This window comes from Streptomyces sp. NPDC031479 (assembly GCF_055581065.1).
The window spans coordinates 82,548-97,443 of sequence record NZ_JBVIKC010000008.1; the positions used below are offsets into that span (position 1 = coordinate 82,548).

16 protein-coding genes are annotated in these 14,896 nt (G+C 74.3%); 13 read left to right on the plus strand and 3 right to left on the minus strand.

What is annotated here, in order from left to right; translation table 11 throughout:
• Window positions 1-56 precede the first annotated feature (56 nt).
• Window positions 57-1,148 (plus strand): nitronate monooxygenase, encoded by a 1,092-nt coding sequence (locus ACZ5D2_RS11800; protein ID WP_371678588.1) that lies wholly within the window; start codon window positions 57-59, stop codon window positions 1,146-1,148.
• Window positions 1,145-1,888 (plus strand): 16S rRNA (uracil(1498)-N(3))-methyltransferase, encoded by a 744-nt coding sequence (locus ACZ5D2_RS11805; protein ID WP_371678589.1) that lies wholly within the window; start codon window positions 1,145-1,147, stop codon window positions 1,886-1,888. Before ACZ5D2_RS11800 ends, ACZ5D2_RS11805 begins: the two co-directional genes overlap by 4 nt.
• Window positions 1,889-1,900: 12 nt before the next feature.
• Here the strand turns inward: ACZ5D2_RS11805 and ACZ5D2_RS11810 are convergent, their stop codons facing one another.
• Window positions 1,901-2,230 carry a hypothetical protein gene (locus ACZ5D2_RS11810; RefSeq protein ID WP_371678590.1) on the minus strand — a complete coding sequence of 110 codons (330 nt, stop codon included), beginning with the start codon at window positions 2,228-2,230 and terminating at the stop codon, window positions 1,901-1,903.
• Window positions 2,227-3,156, minus strand: coding sequence for a MerR family transcriptional regulator (locus ACZ5D2_RS11815; RefSeq protein WP_371678591.1), 930 nt, complete (start codon window positions 3,154-3,156; stop codon window positions 2,227-2,229). Before ACZ5D2_RS11815 ends, ACZ5D2_RS11810 begins: the two co-directional genes overlap by 4 nt.
• Before the next feature lie 170 nt (window positions 3,157-3,326).
• Here ACZ5D2_RS11815 and ACZ5D2_RS11820 point away from each other — a divergent pair, with 170 nt between their 5' ends.
• From ACZ5D2_RS11820 to ACZ5D2_RS11860, 9 genes are all read left to right on the plus strand, one after another.
• Complete coding sequence (locus ACZ5D2_RS11820) at window positions 3,327-3,686, plus strand: histidine triad nucleotide-binding protein (protein ID WP_371678592.1); 360 nt, start codon at window positions 3,327-3,329, stop codon at window positions 3,684-3,686.
• A 3-nt stretch (window positions 3,687-3,689) separates the two neighbouring features.
• Complete coding sequence (locus ACZ5D2_RS11825) at window positions 3,690-4,595, plus strand: ribonuclease Z (protein ID WP_371678593.1); 906 nt, start codon at window positions 3,690-3,692, stop codon at window positions 4,593-4,595.
• 238 nt (window positions 4,596-4,833) lie between these two features.
• Window positions 4,834-5,934, plus strand: a complete 1,101-nt coding sequence (locus ACZ5D2_RS11830; RefSeq protein ID WP_371678594.1) for a carbohydrate kinase family protein — start codon at window positions 4,834-4,836, stop codon at window positions 5,932-5,934.
• A gap of 142 nt (window positions 5,935-6,076) precedes the next feature.
• Window positions 6,077-7,114: a PhoH family protein gene (locus ACZ5D2_RS11835; RefSeq protein ID WP_371678595.1), complete on the plus strand. Its 1,038-nt coding sequence runs from the start codon at window positions 6,077-6,079 to the stop codon at window positions 7,112-7,114.
• Between the two features lie 13 nt (window positions 7,115-7,127).
• A complete protein-coding gene (ybeY, locus tag ACZ5D2_RS11840; protein ID WP_356210774.1) occupies window positions 7,128-7,625 on the plus strand; it encodes an rRNA maturation RNase YbeY in 498 nt (165 codons plus the stop codon).
• Window positions 7,622-8,932, plus strand: a complete 1,311-nt coding sequence (locus ACZ5D2_RS11845) for a hemolysin family protein (RefSeq protein WP_371678596.1) — start codon at window positions 7,622-7,624, stop codon at window positions 8,930-8,932. The genes ybeY and ACZ5D2_RS11845 overlap by 4 nt, the downstream gene beginning before the upstream one ends.
• Window positions 8,929-9,282: an MmcQ/YjbR family DNA-binding protein gene (locus ACZ5D2_RS11850; RefSeq protein ID WP_371678597.1), complete on the plus strand. Its 354-nt coding sequence runs from the start codon at window positions 8,929-8,931 to the stop codon at window positions 9,280-9,282. The genes ACZ5D2_RS11845 and ACZ5D2_RS11850 overlap by 4 nt, the downstream gene beginning before the upstream one ends.
• A gap of 45 nt (window positions 9,283-9,327) precedes the next feature.
• Window positions 9,328-9,705 (plus strand): cytidine deaminase, encoded by a 378-nt coding sequence (locus ACZ5D2_RS11855; RefSeq protein ID WP_468928800.1) that lies wholly within the window; start codon window positions 9,328-9,330, stop codon window positions 9,703-9,705.
• A 54-nt stretch (window positions 9,706-9,759) separates the two neighbouring features.
• On the plus strand, window positions 9,760-10,773 hold the full coding sequence (locus tag ACZ5D2_RS11860; RefSeq protein WP_371678599.1) for an aminoglycoside phosphotransferase family protein: 1,014 nt from the start codon (window positions 9,760-9,762) through the stop codon (window positions 10,771-10,773).
• Here ACZ5D2_RS11860 and ACZ5D2_RS11865 read toward each other — a convergent pair.
• Window positions 10,754-12,067 carry an MFS transporter gene (locus ACZ5D2_RS11865; RefSeq protein ID WP_371678600.1) on the minus strand — a complete coding sequence of 438 codons (1,314 nt, stop codon included), beginning with the start codon at window positions 12,065-12,067 and terminating at the stop codon, window positions 10,754-10,756. The genes ACZ5D2_RS11860 and ACZ5D2_RS11865 overlap by 20 nt on opposite strands.
• 71 nt (window positions 12,068-12,138) lie before the next feature.
• On the opposite strand from ACZ5D2_RS11865, the gene ACZ5D2_RS11870 reads away from it, so the two are divergent.
• Both ACZ5D2_RS11870 and ACZ5D2_RS11875 read left to right on the plus strand, forming a co-directional pair.
• Window positions 12,139-13,245: a GlxA family transcriptional regulator gene (locus ACZ5D2_RS11870; protein WP_371678601.1), complete on the plus strand. Its 1,107-nt coding sequence runs from the start codon at window positions 12,139-12,141 to the stop codon at window positions 13,243-13,245.
• 107 nt (window positions 13,246-13,352) lie between these two features.
• Window positions 13,353-14,636, plus strand: coding sequence for a beta-xylosidase (locus ACZ5D2_RS11875; RefSeq protein WP_371681273.1), 1,284 nt, complete (start codon window positions 13,353-13,355; stop codon window positions 14,634-14,636).
• Window positions 14,637-14,896: the final 260 nt, after the last annotated feature.

Below are 14,896 nucleotides of genomic sequence, written 5' to 3' on the forward strand. Positions count from 1 at the left end.
GCCAGGCGAATTGCCGTGATTCGGTCCGGTGCGCGGGACGTGGCACGATGCAGTCCATGTCCTCCGCGCCGAACGGTCTCCCCCGGTACCCGATCGTGCAGGCTCCCATGGCGGGCGGCGCCTCCTGCCCGCCGCTCGCCGCCGCCGTGTGCGAGGCCGGCGGGCTCGGTTTCCTGGCCGGCGGCTACAAGACCGCCGACGGCATGTACCAGGAGATTAAACAGCTCCGCGGCCTCACCCGACGGCCCTTCGGAGTGAACCTCTTCCTGCCGCAGACCGGGTACGTCGACCCGGCCGCCGTCGAGGCCTACCGCGGCCAGCTGGCCGGCGAGGCGAGCTGGTACGAGGTCTCGCTCGCCGAAGAGGACATCATCGGCACCTGCGACGACGGCTACGAGGCCAAGCTGGCGATCCTGCTGGAGGACCCCGTCCCGGTGGTCTCCTTCGCCTTCGGCTGCCCCGCGCCCACCGTGATCGGGCGCCTGCGCGCCGTCGGCACGCACACCGTCGTCACCGTGACCTCCGCCGACGAGGCCCGCACCGCCCAGGAGGCGGGCGCCGACGCCCTGTGCGTCCAGGGCGTCGAGGCCGGCGGACACCAGGGCACCTTCCGCGACGACCCGCAGACCGACGGCACGGCGGGCGTCGGCCTGCTCGCCCTGGTGGCGCAGGTCCGCGAGGCCGTGGCCCTCCCGATCACCGCCTCGGGCGGGCTGATGCGCGGGGCGCAGATCGCGGCGGTGCTCGCGGCGGGCGCGGAGGCGGCGCAGCTCGGCACGGCCTTCCTGGTCTGCCCGGAGTCCGGGGCGCACCCCCTGCACAAGAAGGCGCTGACGGACCCGCTGTTCGGTCACACGGAACTGACCCGGGCCTTCACCGGCCGCCCCGCCCGGGGCCTGGTCAACCGCTTCATGCGGGAGCACGGGCCGTACGCCCCTTCCGCGTACCCCCAGATCCACCACATGACCTCGGGGCTGCGCAAGGCCGCCGCCGCGGCCGGGGACCCGCAGGGCATGTCCCTGTGGGCCGGGCAGGGGCACCGGCTGGCGCGGGCGCTGCCCGCCGGGGAGCTGGTGGAGGTGCTGGCGGCCGAACTGGCCCAGGCGCAGAGTGCGTTGAAGGTGTTGCAGATGAGGAGAGCGTCATGACGGCCCCCGTGTTCGTGGTCGAAGAGGTCCCCGCGGGGCCGGAGTTCGTGCTGGACGGCCCCGAGGGCCGGCACGCGGTGTCGGTGAAGCGGCTCGAACCGGGCGAGGAACTCGTCCTCACGGACGGCCGCGGCCGCTGGGCCGACGCCGTGGTGAAGGCGGCGGAGGGCAAGGACCGGCTGGTCGTCTCCGTCTCTGGGGTCGCGCAGGAGCCCGAACCCGCCGTGCGGATCACGGTGGTGCAGGCGCTGCCCAAGGGCGACCGGGGCGAGGTCGCCGTCGAGACGATGACGGAGACCGGCGTCGACGCCATCGTGCCGTGGCAGGCCTCCCGGTGCATCACCCAGTGGCGGGGCGAGCGCGGGGCGAAGTCCCTGGCCAAGTGGCGGGCCACCGCCCGGGAGTCGGGCAAGCAGTCGCGCCGGGTGCGGTTCCCCGAGGTGGCCGAAGCGCTGTCCACCAAACAGGTGGCCGCGCTGCTGGCGGAGGCCGACCTGGCGATGGTGCTCCACGAGGACCGCGAGGCCGCCTCCGAGGCCCTGGCGACGGCGGAGCTGCCCGCGGCCGGCTCGGTGGTGCTGGTGGTCGGCCCCGAGGGCGGGGTGTCCCCGGAGGAGCTCGCGGCCTTCGCGCAGGCGGGTGCCCGCCCGTACCGGCTGGGCCGCTCGGTGCTGCGCACGTCCACGGCGGGCACGGCGGCGACCGCGGTCCTGCTGGCGCGCACGGGGCGCTGGGCGTAGGACGGCCCCGTCTCAGAGGGCCGTCCACGGGACGCGGCAGGTGTGCGGAGCCGGCCCCTCCGGGCACAGGGCCGCGATCACGCTCTTGCGGAGGGCCCCGCGCGTCCGCAGGGAACACACCAGGCGGACGCGCAGCTCGGCCGGCTGACGTGCGCCGCTGCTCCGGCCGGGATGTTCCACGGCCCACTGCGGCGCCAGGAAGCCGTACGCGCCGGGGGCCGGCGTCAGGCCCACGCCGACGATCCGGGCGCTGGGGGAACCGACGGCGTCCTCGACGAGGGCCCTGACGCGGCCGGCCCCCTCCGCGTCCGCGTACGGGCCGAACGCCGGCTCGCGCGTCATCGCGCCGCCGCCCCGGTGAACCAGGAGTGCACGGGAGCGAGGGTGGGCGACGGGGGCCAGCCGTTGACCGTCGCCAGGAGCCTCCAGTAGCGCTGCACGAGCGGGTCGGCGCCGGTCCGCAGGCGGGCGAGGAGCCAGCGGGGCAGATCGCTCTCCGCGGCACGCTCGAACGCGCGGGCGTAGAGGTCGCCCAGCGGGTCGGCCGGGAACGTGCCCGCGGCGGGGGCCGGCAGCAGGCCGGCGCGCCCGGCCTCGTCGATCCGTTCGCGCATCGCCCGGTCGAGGGCCTCGTGCAGGGCGTGGACGTCCCCTCGGGAGAGCTCTTCCACCTGGTCCTCGGCCGTACGCCGGATCGCGTCACGGAACTCCGCCGTCCGGAAGAGTCCGGCGAGTTCCACCCAGGCGTCGACCTGTTCGGGCGTGGGTTCCTCGGGGAGTTCGGGCAGGGCGGACCGCATCAGGGTCACGAACTCGGGGTTGTTGTGGAGGTCCGTGAAGGCGTCGTCGACGAAGTCGGTGACGAGCCGGTGGCGTTCGGTGCGGGAGAGCGTGGCGAGCCGGTGCACGAGGTTCATCTCCAAAGGGGTGGGGCGGTCGCGTCCGGCGACCGCGCGGAGCAGGGCGCGACGCAGGCGCAGGGTCCGGATCTGCACGTCCAGGGCGTCGGCGTGCGCCCGGGTGACCTCGGACAGGGACACCTCCCGGTCCAGCACCCTGCGTACGGTCTCCAGGCCGAGCCCGAGTTCGCGCAGTGTGCGGGCCAGGTCGAGGCGGGCGAGCGCGTCGGGGCCGTAGAGCCGGTAGCCCGCCGGGCTCCGGTCGGCCGGCGGGACGATGCCCCGGTCGGAATAGAAGCGGATCCGCTTCACCGGCAGTCCGGTCCGACGGGACAACTCCCCGATGGAATAGAGCGTGTCGCTGTCCATGCCCCCAGCCTGCGGTCTCCCCCCGGGGGAGACGCAACCGCGCGCCGGCCGTGACCGGTGCGGGGCCGTGGGCCCCGCGGGGTGCCGCCCCGGCGGCGGGCGGGGCGTCCGTGGCCGGGGCGCGGGCGGTTACGATGCCCCGACCGATCCACCTCACGGGAGGCGCAGCCATGGCCGGGGAACCGCAGGCGGACTGCCTGTTCTGCAAGATCGTCGCGGGGGGCATCCCGGCGACCGTGGTCCGCGAGACCGAGACGACCATCGCCTTCCGGGACATCAACCCGCAGGCGCCGACGCACGTCCTGGTCATCCCGAAGGTCCACTACCCCGACGCCGCCTCCCTCGCGGCGGCCGAGCCGGGCGTCGCCGCCGACGTGCTGTGCGAGGCCGGGCGGATCGCCTCCGACGAGAAGGTCGACGGCCACGGCTACCGGATCGTCTTCAACACCGGTGCCGGCGCCGGGCAGACCGTCTTCCACGCGCACGCCCACGTCCTGGGCGGCCGCGGCCTCCAGTGGCCCCCCGGATAGACCGTGTCCGTACGAGAGTTCGTGGTCCTCGGCACCGCCAGCCAGGTTCCCACCCGCCAGCGCAACCACAACGGCTACCTGCTGCGCTGGGACGGTGAGGGCATCCTCTTCGATCCGGGCGAGGGCACGCAGCGCCAGATGCTGCGGGCCGGGGTCGCCGCGCACGACATCAACCGGATCTGCGTCACGCACTTCCACGGCGACCACAGCCTCGGTCTGGCCGGGGTCATCCAGCGGATCAACCTCGACCAGGTCCCGCACCCCGTGACCGCGCACTACCCGGCCTCGGGGCAGAAGTTCTTCGACCGGCTCCGGTACGCGACCGCCTACCGGGAGACCGTCCGGCTCCGGGAGGAGCCGGTGGAGCGGGACGGGACGCTGGCGGGCGGGCCCCCGTACGTCCTGGAGGCCCGGCGGCTCTCGCACCCGGTGGAGTCCTTCGGCTACCGGGTGACCGAGCCGGACGGGCGCCGGATGGTGCCGGAGCTGCTCGCGCGGCACGGGATCAAGGGACCCGACGTGGGCCGGATCCAGCGCGAGGGACACCTCGGCGCGGTCACCCTCGACGAGGTCAGCGAGCATCGGGCGGGGCAGCGGTTCGCCTTCGTCATGGACACCCGGCTGTGTTCCGGTGTGGACGAGCTGGCGGAGGGCTGCGACATGCTGGTCATCGAGTCGACCTTCCTCGACGCCGACGTCCGGCTGGCGACCGACCACGGGCACCTGACCGCCGGCCAGGCGGCGGGGGTGGCGCGGGACGCGGGCGTGCGGCACCTGGTGCTGACGCACTTCTCGCAGCGCTACTCCGACCCGTCGGAGTTCGAACGCGAGGCCCGTGCGGCGGGCTTCGAGGGTGAGCTGACGATCGCGGCGGACCTGGTGCGGGTCCCGGTGCCGAAGCGCCCCTAGGGGGTGTCTGACGGATGTCCGCGACGCCGCGGATATCCGTCAGACACCCCCTAGCCTCGCGGCCGACACCGGTCCTCGGGTGGAGCGGGAGGTTCCGGGGTGGGGAGAAGAGCGTTCTGTGGGTGAGGTGCGTCACACTGGGTTTCGGTCCTGCCGGCCACGGGCAGGGCTGGCAGCTTTCCACCCGTGAACCCGCAAGCAGAAACGACACTTCAGACACCTCAACGGGGAGCACACCGTGACCAGTCGGGACAGCCGCACCAACCGCCCGGGCAAGCTGGATCCTCTGGGGCCCTTGCGCGACCCCCAAGAGCCGGGCTGCGACGTCTTCCTGACCGGCACGGTCTTCCTCGACATCATCTTCACCGGACTCGACTCGGCACCCGTGCGCGGCACGGAGTCCTGGGCGCGCGGCATGGGATCCAGCCCCGGCGGCGTCGCCAACATGGCCACGGCCCTGGCCCGGCTCGGCCTGCGCACCTCGCTGGCCGCCGCGTTCGGCGACGACCACTACGGCGAATACTGCTGGGACGCCCTCGAACAGGGCGAGGGCATCGACCTGACGATGTCGCGGACCGTGCCCGGCTGGCACAGCCCCGTCACCGTCTCGATGGCCTACGAGGGCGAGCGCACGATGGTCTCCCACGGCCACGAGGCCCCGCCCCCCACCGGCCCCGGGCCCTTCCCCTGGTGTCCCCCGAAGGCCCGCGCCGCGGTGGCCTCGCTGGCGGCGGGCCCCGGCGAGGGGTGGGTCGCCGAGGCGGCCCGCCGCGGCTCGCGGATCTTCGCGGACGTGGGCTGGGACGACACCGGCCGCTGGGACCTGGGGGCCCTGCCCGACCTGTCGCACTGCGAGGCCTTCCTGCCCAACGCGGGCGAGGCGATGCGCTACACCCGCACCGAGTGTCCGCGCGCCGCGGCCCGGGTCCTGGCGGAGAAGGTGCCGGTCGCGGTGGTGACCATGGGGGCGGAGGGCTCGTACGCGGTGGACAGCCGCACCGGGGAGACGGCCGAGGTCCCCGCGATCACGGTGGAAGCCCTGGATCCGACGGGGGCCGGGGACGTGTACGTCGCCGGGTTCGTCACCGGCAGCCTGGCGGGCTGGCCGCTGGCGGACCGGCTCGCCTTCGCCGGGCTGACCGCCGCCCTGTCGGTGCAGGAGTTCGGCGGCTCCCTCTCGGCCCCGGGCTGGCCCGAGGTGGCCCACTGGTGGCGCACCGCCCCGGAGGCCCTGCGCGGCCGCTACGGCTTCCTCGACGCCCTCGTGCCGCCGGGCGCCACCCCGTCCCCGCGCCGCCGGGCCGTTCCCACGATCGGCTTCCGCCACCCGGTCCAGTAGCCGTCCGGTCCAGTAGCCGTCCGGGGCCGGGCCGGAAAACCCCTCGGGGATGCCCGGGGGTGGACGTACCCTTGGTACTCCGGAGGTCGACGATCGGCGCGGCCCCTCAGCGGGAGGTATGCGCAGGCCACAGTGCCGGCCCATGACTCAGACACCGACAGCCCAGACCCCCGCGCCGGGCCAGGCGCGAGCCCACTTCACCGTACCGGCGACGCACCCGATGGTGACGGTGCTCGGCTCGGGCGACGCGCTGCTGCGCGTGATCGAAAAGGCTTTCCCGAAGGCCGACATCCATGTTCGGGGCAATCAGGTCAGCGCGATCGGCCCGGCGGTGGAAGTCGCCCTGATCCAGCGCCTGTTCGACGAGATGATGCTCGTGCTGCGCACCGGGCAGTCGATGACGGAGGACGCAGTGGAACGCTCGATCGCCATGCTCAAGGCGAACGGCACCGGTGGCGGCGAGGCGGAGACCCCGGCCGAGGTGCTGACCCAGAACATCCTCTCCAGCCGCGGGCGCACCATCCGCCCCAAGACCCTCAACCAGAAGCGGTACGTCGACGCGATCGACAAGAACACGATCGTCTTCGGCATCGGCCCCGCCGGTACCGGCAAGACCTACCTCGCCATGGCGAAGGCGGTCCAGGCCCTGCAGTCCAAGCAGGTCAGCCGGATCATCCTGACCCGCCCCGCGGTCGAGGCGGGCGAGCGCCTCGGCTTCCTCCCGGGCACCCTCTTCGACAAGATCGACCCGTATCTGCGGCCGCTCTACGACGCCCTGCACGACATGATCGACCCGGACTCGATCCCCCGCCTCATGGCCGCCGGCACCATCGAGGTGGCGCCCCTGGCCTATATGAGGGGTCGCACCCTTAACGAGGCCTTCGTCGTGCTCGACGAGGCGCAGAACACCACCACCGAGCAGATGAAGATGTTCCTCACCCGGCTCGGGTTCGATTCCAAGATCGTGGTCACGGGTGACGTCACGCAGGTCGACCTGCCCGGCGGGGCCCGCAGCGGTCTGCGGCAGGTGCAGGACATCCTGGAGGGGGTGCCGGACATCCACTTCTCGCGGCTCACGTCCGAGGATGTCGTCCGCCACAAGCTGGTCGGCCGTATCGTCGATGCGTACGAGAAGTACGACGACGCCCACCCGGCCCCGAACGGCCACCAGCGGAAGTAGAGCTCAGCGCACCATGTCGATCGACGTCAACAACGAGTCCGGAACCGAGGTCGACGAGCAGGCGATCCTCGACATCGCCCGCTACGCGCTCACCCGGATGCGGATCCACCCGCTGTCCGAGCTCTCCGTCATCGTCATCGACGAGGACGCCATGGAGCAGCTCCACATCCAGTGGATGGACCTGCCCGGTCCGACCGACGTCATGTCCTTCCCGATGGACGAGCTCCGTCCGCCGTCGAAGGACGACGAGGAGCCCCCGCAGGGGCTCCTCGGCGACATCGTGCTGTGCCCCGAGGTCGCGAAGAAGCAGGGCGAGGACGCACCGACGCAGCACTCCATGGACGAGGAGCTCCAGCTCCTGACCGTCCACGGGGTGCTGCACCTGCTCGGCTACGACCACGAGGAGCCGGACGAGAAGGCCGAGATGTTCGGCCTCCAGGCGGCCATCGTCGACGGCTGGCGCGGTGAGCGCGGCATGACCGGTCCCTCGCCGGCGCCCACCGTCTCGTGACCGCCCCCCAGCTGATCACCGGCGCGGTCCTGCTGGTCGTGGTGGCCTGGTTCGCGGCGTGCGCGGAGTCCGGCATCGCCCGCATCTCCGCCTTCCGCGCCGAACAGGCCGTACGGGAGGGCAGGCGCGGGAGCGCCAAGCTCGCCCAGGTGGCCGGGGATCCGACCCGCTACCTGAACGTGGCGCTGCTGGTCCGGGTGACCTGCGAGATGGCGGCGGGCGTGCTCGTCACGTACGTGTGCCTCGACGCGTTCGGGGAGAACTGGACCGCGCTGCTGGCGGCCATCGGGGTGATGGTCCTCGTGTCCTTCGTGGCGGTCGGGGTGTCCCCGCGCACCATCGGCCGCCAGCACCCGCTGAACACGGCGACCGCCGCGGCCTACGTGCTGGTGCCGCTGGCCCGGGTGATGGGTCCGATCCCGCAGTTGCTGATCCTCATCGGCAACGCGCTCACGCCGGGGAAGGGCTTCCGCAAGGGGCCGTTCGCCTCCGAGGCCGAGCTGCGCGCCATGGTGGACCTCGCGGAGAAGGAGTCGCTGATCCAGGACGAGGAGCGCCGGATGGTGCACCAGGTCTTCGAGCTCGGCGACACCCTCGTGCGCGAGGTGATGGTGCCGCGCACCGACCTGGTGTGCATCGAGCGGTACAAGACGATCCGTCAGGCGACCACGCTCGCCCTGCGGTCGGGCTTCTCGCGGATCCCCGTCACGGGGGAGAACGAGGACGACATCGTCGGCATCGTGTACCTGAAGGACCTCGTCCGCCGGACGCACATCAGCCGCGACGCGGAGAGCGACCTGGTCTCCACGGCGATGCGGCCGGCGGTGTTCGTGCCGGACACGAAGAACGCGGGCGATCTGCTGCGCGAGATGCAGTCGGTGCGCAACCACGTGGCCGTGGTCATCGACGAGTACGGCGGCACCGCCGGCATCGTGACCATCGAGGACATCCTGGAGGAGATCGTCGGTGAGATCACCGACGAGTACGACCGGGAGATCGCGCCGGTGGAGGAGCTGGGCGACGACCGGTACCGGGTCACGGCCCGGCTCGACATCACCGACCTCGGCGAGCTGTTCGGGGTGGAGGCCTTCGACGACGAGGACGTGGAGACGGTCGGCGGGCTGCTGGCGAAGGCGCTGGGGCGGGTTCCGATCGCCGGTGCGTCGTCGGTGGTGGAGCTGCCGGACGGGCGCCCGCTGCGGATGACGGCGGAGTCCCCGGCGGGGCGGCGCAACAAGATCGTGACGGTGCTGGTGGAGCCGGTGCAGCCGGTGCCGGCGGCCGACGGCGAGGAGGAGGACGGATGACCCCGGCGGAGCTGCGAGCCTTCTGTCTGGAGTTCAACGCGGCGGTCGAGGAGTTCCCCTTCACGCCGGAGACCTCGGTGTTCAAGGTGCTGGGGAAGGTGTTCGCGCTGTCGGCGCTGGACGCCGAGCCGCTGAAGATCAACCTCAAGTGCGATCCGGAGGAGGCCCTCCGGCTGCGCGCGGAGCACGCGGCGATCGTCCCGGGCTGGCACATGAACAAGCGGCACTGGAACACGGTGACCGTCGCGGAGCTGCCGGACGCGCTGGTGCGGGAGCTGGTGGAGGACTCGTACGACCTGGTCGTGGCGGGTCTGCCGAAGGCGGAGCGGCTGCGGCTCGACCGGTCCTGAGGCGCCTCGGCGGGGTCGTCTCACGGCCGCGCCGGGGCGCTCCCTATGCTTTCGACCATGAGCGAGAGCACCGTGGGCACCGGGATCGACCCCGAGGACAGCAAGATCATCACGCTGGCGCGCAGCGCCCGGGCCCGCAACGGGGTCCAGGAGGGTGCGGCGGTCCGCGACGAGACCGGCCGGACGTACGTCGCCGGCACCGTGGAGCTGGAGTCCCTGAAGCTGAGCGCCCTGCAGACGGCGGTCGCGATGGCGGTGGCCAGCGGCGCCCGGTCCCTGGAGGCGGCGGCCGTGGTGAGTGCGGCCGACGCGCCGGCCGAAGCCGACCGTGCGGCGGTCCGTGACCTCGGCGGTCCCGCCACCCCCGTCCTGCTGGCCGGCCCGGACGGCACCCTGAAGTCGACCACGCCCGCCGGGGCCTGACCACCCGCCGGTAATCCGGTGGCCCGGCCCAGCGGCCGGTGGTGGGATGGCCCGATGGGCGAAGACGTACGGGCAGCGGTGGACCGGGGCGACCATCCGAGGGGGGTGACCCCCTGGGACCGGGCCCCGTGGCGCGCCGCCGCCCTCGCCTGGGCCGGGGACGCGCTCGCCGCGCACGGCCTGCGGGCGACGGGGGAGCGGCGGGTCCGGCTGCGGCCCTGGTCCGTGCTGGTCCGGATCGCCGTCGAGGGCGGCACCCCCGTCTGGTTCAAGGCGAACCCGCCCGCCGGCGCCTTCGAGGCCGGGCTGACCGAGGCCCTGTCCCGCTGGGCCCCCGCCCACTCGCTGCGGCCCCTGGCCGTGGACCCGGGCCGGGGCTGGTCGCTGCTGCCGGACGGCGGACCGCTCTTCCGGGACGTCCTGGACGGCGGCCCCGCCGACCCGCGGGCCTGGGAGGCCCCGCTGGCCCGGTACGCCGAACTCCAGCGGGCCCTGATGCCGCGCACCGCGGAGATCGAGGCCCTCGGCGTACCCGTGGCCCGGACCGCCGGACTGGCGGGGGTCTTCGACCGGCTGGTCGCCGGGAACACCGTCCTGGACGGGGACGACCGCCGGGCGCTGCGGGCCCTGCGGCCCCGGCTCGCCGACTGGTGCGCCGAGCTCGCGGACGCGGGCATCGCGGACTCCCTCGACCACGCGGACCTGCACGAGGGGCAGCTCTTCGCCCCGGGACCGGACCGGTTCACCTTCTTCGACTGGGGCGACGCCTCCGTCACCCACCCGTTCTGCGGGCTGCTCGTCCCCCTGAGGGCGGCGCGGGCGCGTTACGGGTCCGAGGTGCTGCCCCGGCTGCGGGACGCCTACCTGGAGCCCTGGGGCGGCGCGGGGTCCGACGCCGCCGGCCTGCGCCGCGCGGCGAGCCTGGCCCTGCGGCTCGGGGCCATCGGCCGGGCCGGGGCCTGGGGCCGGGTCTTCCCCGAGGCCCTGGCGGCCGGGGCCGGGGCCGGTTCCGGGGCCGCCGACAGCGCCCGCTGGCTGCGCGAACTGCTCAGGGAGCCACCGCTGTAGCGGCCGGGGCGGCGGTCGCGGCGGGGCGGCGGATGACCATGGCCATCAGGGCGGCCATCGCGCACAGGCCGCCCGCCGCGTACCAGACGAGGTCGTAGGAGCCGAAGGTGTCGCGGGCCACGCCGCCGAGGAAGGCCACCAGCGCCGCGCCGACCTGGTGGGAGGCCAGCACCCAGCCGAAGACGATCGCGCTGTCCTCCCCGTAGTGCTCGCGGCACAGCGCGATGGTGGGCGGGACGGTGGCGACCCAGTCCAGGCCGTAGAAGACGATGAAGAAGACCATCGGCGGGTGCACGGACGGGGCCAGCAGCACCGGCAGGAACAGCAGGGACAGCCCGCGCAGGGCGTAGTACACGGCCAGCAGGCGGCGGGGCGCGAAGCGGTCGGTGAACCAGCCGGAGGCGATGGTGCCGAGGACGTCGAACACGCCGATCACCGCCAGCAGCCCGGCGGCCGCCGTCACCGGCATCCCGTGGTCGTGGGCGGCGGGCACGAAGTGGGTCTTGACCAGGCCGTTGGTGGAGGCGCCGCAGATCGCGAAGGTGCCCGCGAGCAGCCAGAACGGTCCCGTCCGGGCCGCCTTGAAGAGCACGCCGACGGCTCGCCGCGCCGCGCCCGGGACCGGCGCGGGCTTGTCGGCCCAGGTGCCGCCGTAGGGGGCGAGGCCCACGTCGGCGGGGTGGTCGCGCAGCAGCAGCCAGACGAAGGGGACGACGGACAGGGCCGCGAGGGACACCGTCACGGCGGCCGGGCGCCAGCCGTGGTGCTCCACGAGCCAGGACAGCAGCGGCAGGAAGATCAGCTGTCCGGAGGCGCCCGCGGCGGTCAGGATGCCGGTGACCAGGCCGCGCCGGGCGGTGAACCAGCGGTTGGTCACCGTCGCCGCGAAGGCCAGGGCCATCGAACCGCTGCCCAGCCCCACGAGCACGCCCCAGTACAGGACCAGCTGCCAGGAGGCGGTCATCCACACGGTGGCCACGGAGCCGCCGGCTATGACGGTCAGGGCGAGGGCGACGACCCTGCGGATGCCGAAACGGTCCATCAGGGCGGCGGCGAAGGGCGCGGTGAGCCCGTAGAGCGCGAGGTTGACGGAGACCGCGAAGCCGATCGTGCCGCGCGACCAGTCGAACTCCGCGTGCAGCGGCTCGATGAGCAGTCCGGGGAGGGAGGCGAAGGCGGCCGCGCCGATGATCGTCACGAAGGCGACGGCCGCGGCGAACCAGGCGCGGTGGATGCGTCCGGCGCGGCGGGGAGCGGGCGCGCGGGTCGTGGAGGGGGGTGCTGTCTGCGTCACGCCGACAGCTTCCGGCCTGCGGGGGCCCCGGCGACAGTGGCCTGACCGACACGGTTCGCTACGATCGGGCCATGGCCACGGAACGCAGTCCCCGGACCCACCGCGTCGTCGTCCTCGCGCTCGCCGGGCTGCTGCCCTTCGAGCTCGGCATTCCGCACCGGATCTTCGGCCGCGCCAAAGACCCGTCAGGGCGGCCCCTGTACACGATCCTGACCTGCGGGATCACCCCCGGGCCGGTGCGGACGGACGCCGATTTCGCGATCCACGTCGAACACGGCCCGGAGCTGCTGGCGACGGCCGACACGGTGGTGGTGCCCGCCTCCTACGAGCTGGGGCCGGTGCACAGCGAGGGCCGGCTGACCGAGGAGCTCGCCGGCGCCCTCGCCCACATCCGGCCCGGCACCCGGCTGGTGTCCATCTGCACGGGCGGCTACGTCCTGGCCGCCGCCGGCTACCTGGACGGCCGCCCGGCCACCACCCACTGGGCCTCCGCCGAGCACTTCCAGCGGATGTTCCCCGCCGTACGGGTCGACGCGGGCGTGCTCTACACCGACGACGGGGACGTGCTGACCTCGGCCGGGGTCGCCGCGGGCATCGACCTGTGCCTGCACATCGTGCGCCGCGACCACGGCGCGGCCGTCGCCAACGAGACCGCCCGGCGGACCGTGGTCCCGCCCCACCGGGAGGGCGGACAGGCGCAGTTCGTCGACCGGCCCGTGCCCGAGCCGCAGCGGGCCAGCACCTCGGCCGCTCGCGCCTGGGTGCTCGACCGGCTGCACGAGCCGCTGCGGCTGGTCGACCTCGCCCGGCAGGAGGCCATGTCGGTACGGACCTTCACGCGCCGCTTCCGCGAGGAGTCGGGGGTCAGCCCCGGCGAGTGGATCACCGCCCAGCGGGTGGAGCGGGCCCGGCGGCTGCTGGAGCGCACCGAGCTGCCGATGGAGGCGGTGGCGCGGGAGACGGGCTTCGGGACGGCCCAGTCGCTGCGCAAGCACGTCCAGGCGGCTCTGGGGGTGAGCCCGACGGCCTACCGGCGCACCTTCCGCGCGGCGGAGCCGGACCCGGAGCCGGACCCGGAGGCGTTCCGGGAGGCCCCTTCGCGGGCGGCTCCGGCGGCTCCGGCGGCCACGGTGCCATCTTCTGATGGGCCATCAGTCGCTGCCGGGTCCGTGCATTGACTTCTCCCGCCGCCCGCTCGTGAATGTCCCCCTGTCGGGGCGACGGAACGCGGGGGGCTCAGTTGCGAACAGGCGCGCGCAGCAGGGGATGGCGGGCGGCCGTCGGCATGGCCGTGCTCGCGGCCGCGAGCGGGGGAGCGCTGGGCGGTCCGGCGGCCGCCGTGGAGGAAACGTCCCCGGGGCAGGTGGAGTTCCCCGCGCACTGCCTGCCGCCCCAGGAGGCCGGACTGCCGCCCGCCGACGGCCCCACCACGGCCCGGATCACCGTCGACAACCCCGCCCCGCGCGTCGGCGACACCGTGACCGTCACCTACCGGATAACCCGGTCCCCCGCGGTGAACCCACTGTCCGCACCCCTGCCCGCCGACGTCCTCACCCCGGCCGGGACGGTCCTGCTCAGCGGCGCGCAGAGCGGCGAGGTCACCGTGGTCGGCGCCAAGCGCAACGAGCCCGTGCCGACGGGGGCCGCCCTGCCCGCCGTCACCATGACCGGCACCTTCACCGTCACCTCCCCGGGCGACATCACCCTCGCCCCCGGCGCCTACACCCTCCACACCGGCCACCTCCTCGACCTGGACACGGTCTGCGGCGTCACCGGCGCACCCGTCTCGGAGCGCCTCACCGTCACCGAGCTGCCCACCGCCAACCTGCGCCGCGTCCTGCTGGGCTCCGGCTACGGAGCCCCGGGCGCCCGCGTCACCGTCACCGGGGCGGGCTTCGCCCCGGGCGCAGCCGTGACCGTGACCGGCCGCGCGGGCGCCGCCGAGACCGCCGACCGGGTGGCGGCCACCGCGGACGCGCGAGGGGAGGTCACCGCGCTGCTGCCCGTCACGGACCGGGCGACGACGGCGGTGGTGGCGTACGAGGGCGCGGCCTGGTCGGCGCAGCGGGGCACGGGCCCGGCCGCGTACACGGTGGTCGAGCCGGCCGTGACACCACCCGGCACCCAGCGGCTGACGGCGACCGTCGAGCCGGGCAGCCTCGCCATGACCCAGACGGGTGACGCGGTGACCCTGGGCGCGGTCCCGTACGGGGACGGCGGCGCGGCCCCCGGCCGGATCGGCACCGTCACCGTCAAGGACGCCCGGGGCGGCCCGGCGGGGTGGTCGCTGGTCGGCCGGGTCGGCGACTTCGCGGGCCCCGGCGGCCTGCGCATCCCGGGAGGCTCACTCTCCTGGACCCCGTCCTGCACGGCCGCGCCGGGCAGCCCCAGCCCCTGCGCACCGGGCAGCCCGGGCCCGGTCGGCCCGGACGGCGCGGTCCTCGCCTCCACCGCCGACGCCCCCCTGACCGGGGGCACCTTCACCGTCGACGCCACGGTCGCCCTCCGGGTCCCCGCCTACACCCCGCCGGGGGCGTACACGGCGGTGCTGACCCTGACCCTGTCGTGATCCGGACCGCGGCCGCCGCCCTGGCCGCGGCGGCCCTCGCGCTGTTCGCGCTGCTGGCGCCCGCCCGGCCGGCGGCCGCCGCCGACAACGGGCAGTGGTCCGTGCTGCCCGTCGCCACCGCCGTCGGGCAGCGCCCGTACTTCTACCTCGCCGCCTCCCCCGGCGCCACCGTCCGGGACACCGTCACCGTCGCCAACCGCACCGACCGGCCGCGCACCTTCCGGCTCTACGCCGCCGACGCCCACAACACCGCCCGCGAC

Bases quoted from the DNA above. Each gene is read 5' to 3' on its own strand.
- ACZ5D2_RS11800 (WP_371678588.1), top strand. From the start codon at position 57: ATGTCCTCCGCGCCGAACGGTCTCCCCCGGTACCCGATCGTGCAGGCT.
- ACZ5D2_RS11805 (WP_371678589.1), top strand. From the start codon at position 1,145: ATGACGGCCCCCGTGTTCGTGGTCGAAGAGGTCCCCGCGGGGCCGGAG.
- ACZ5D2_RS11810 (WP_371678590.1), bottom strand. From the start codon at position 2,230: ATGACGCGCGAGCCGGCGTTCGGCCCGTACGCGGACGCGGAGGGGGCC.
- ACZ5D2_RS11815 (WP_371678591.1), bottom strand. From the start codon at position 3,156: ATGGACAGCGACACGCTCTATTCCATCGGGGAGTTGTCCCGTCGGACC.
- ACZ5D2_RS11820 (WP_371678592.1), top strand. From the start codon at position 3,327: ATGGCCGGGGAACCGCAGGCGGACTGCCTGTTCTGCAAGATCGTCGCG.
- ACZ5D2_RS11835 (WP_371678595.1), top strand. From the start codon at position 6,077: ATGACTCAGACACCGACAGCCCAGACCCCCGCGCCGGGCCAGGCGCGA.
- ybeY (WP_356210774.1), top strand. From the start codon at position 7,128: ATGTCGATCGACGTCAACAACGAGTCCGGAACCGAGGTCGACGAGCAG.
- ACZ5D2_RS11850 (WP_371678597.1), top strand. From the start codon at position 8,929: ATGACCCCGGCGGAGCTGCGAGCCTTCTGTCTGGAGTTCAACGCGGCG.
- ACZ5D2_RS11855 (WP_468928800.1), top strand. From the start codon at position 9,328: ATGCTTTCGACCATGAGCGAGAGCACCGTGGGCACCGGGATCGACCCC.
- ACZ5D2_RS11860 (WP_371678599.1), top strand. From the start codon at position 9,760: ATGGGCGAAGACGTACGGGCAGCGGTGGACCGGGGCGACCATCCGAGG.
- ACZ5D2_RS11870 (WP_371678601.1), top strand. From the start codon at position 12,139: ATGGCCACGGAACGCAGTCCCCGGACCCACCGCGTCGTCGTCCTCGCG.
- ACZ5D2_RS11875 (WP_371681273.1), top strand. From the start codon at position 13,353: ATGGCCGTGCTCGCGGCCGCGAGCGGGGGAGCGCTGGGCGGTCCGGCG.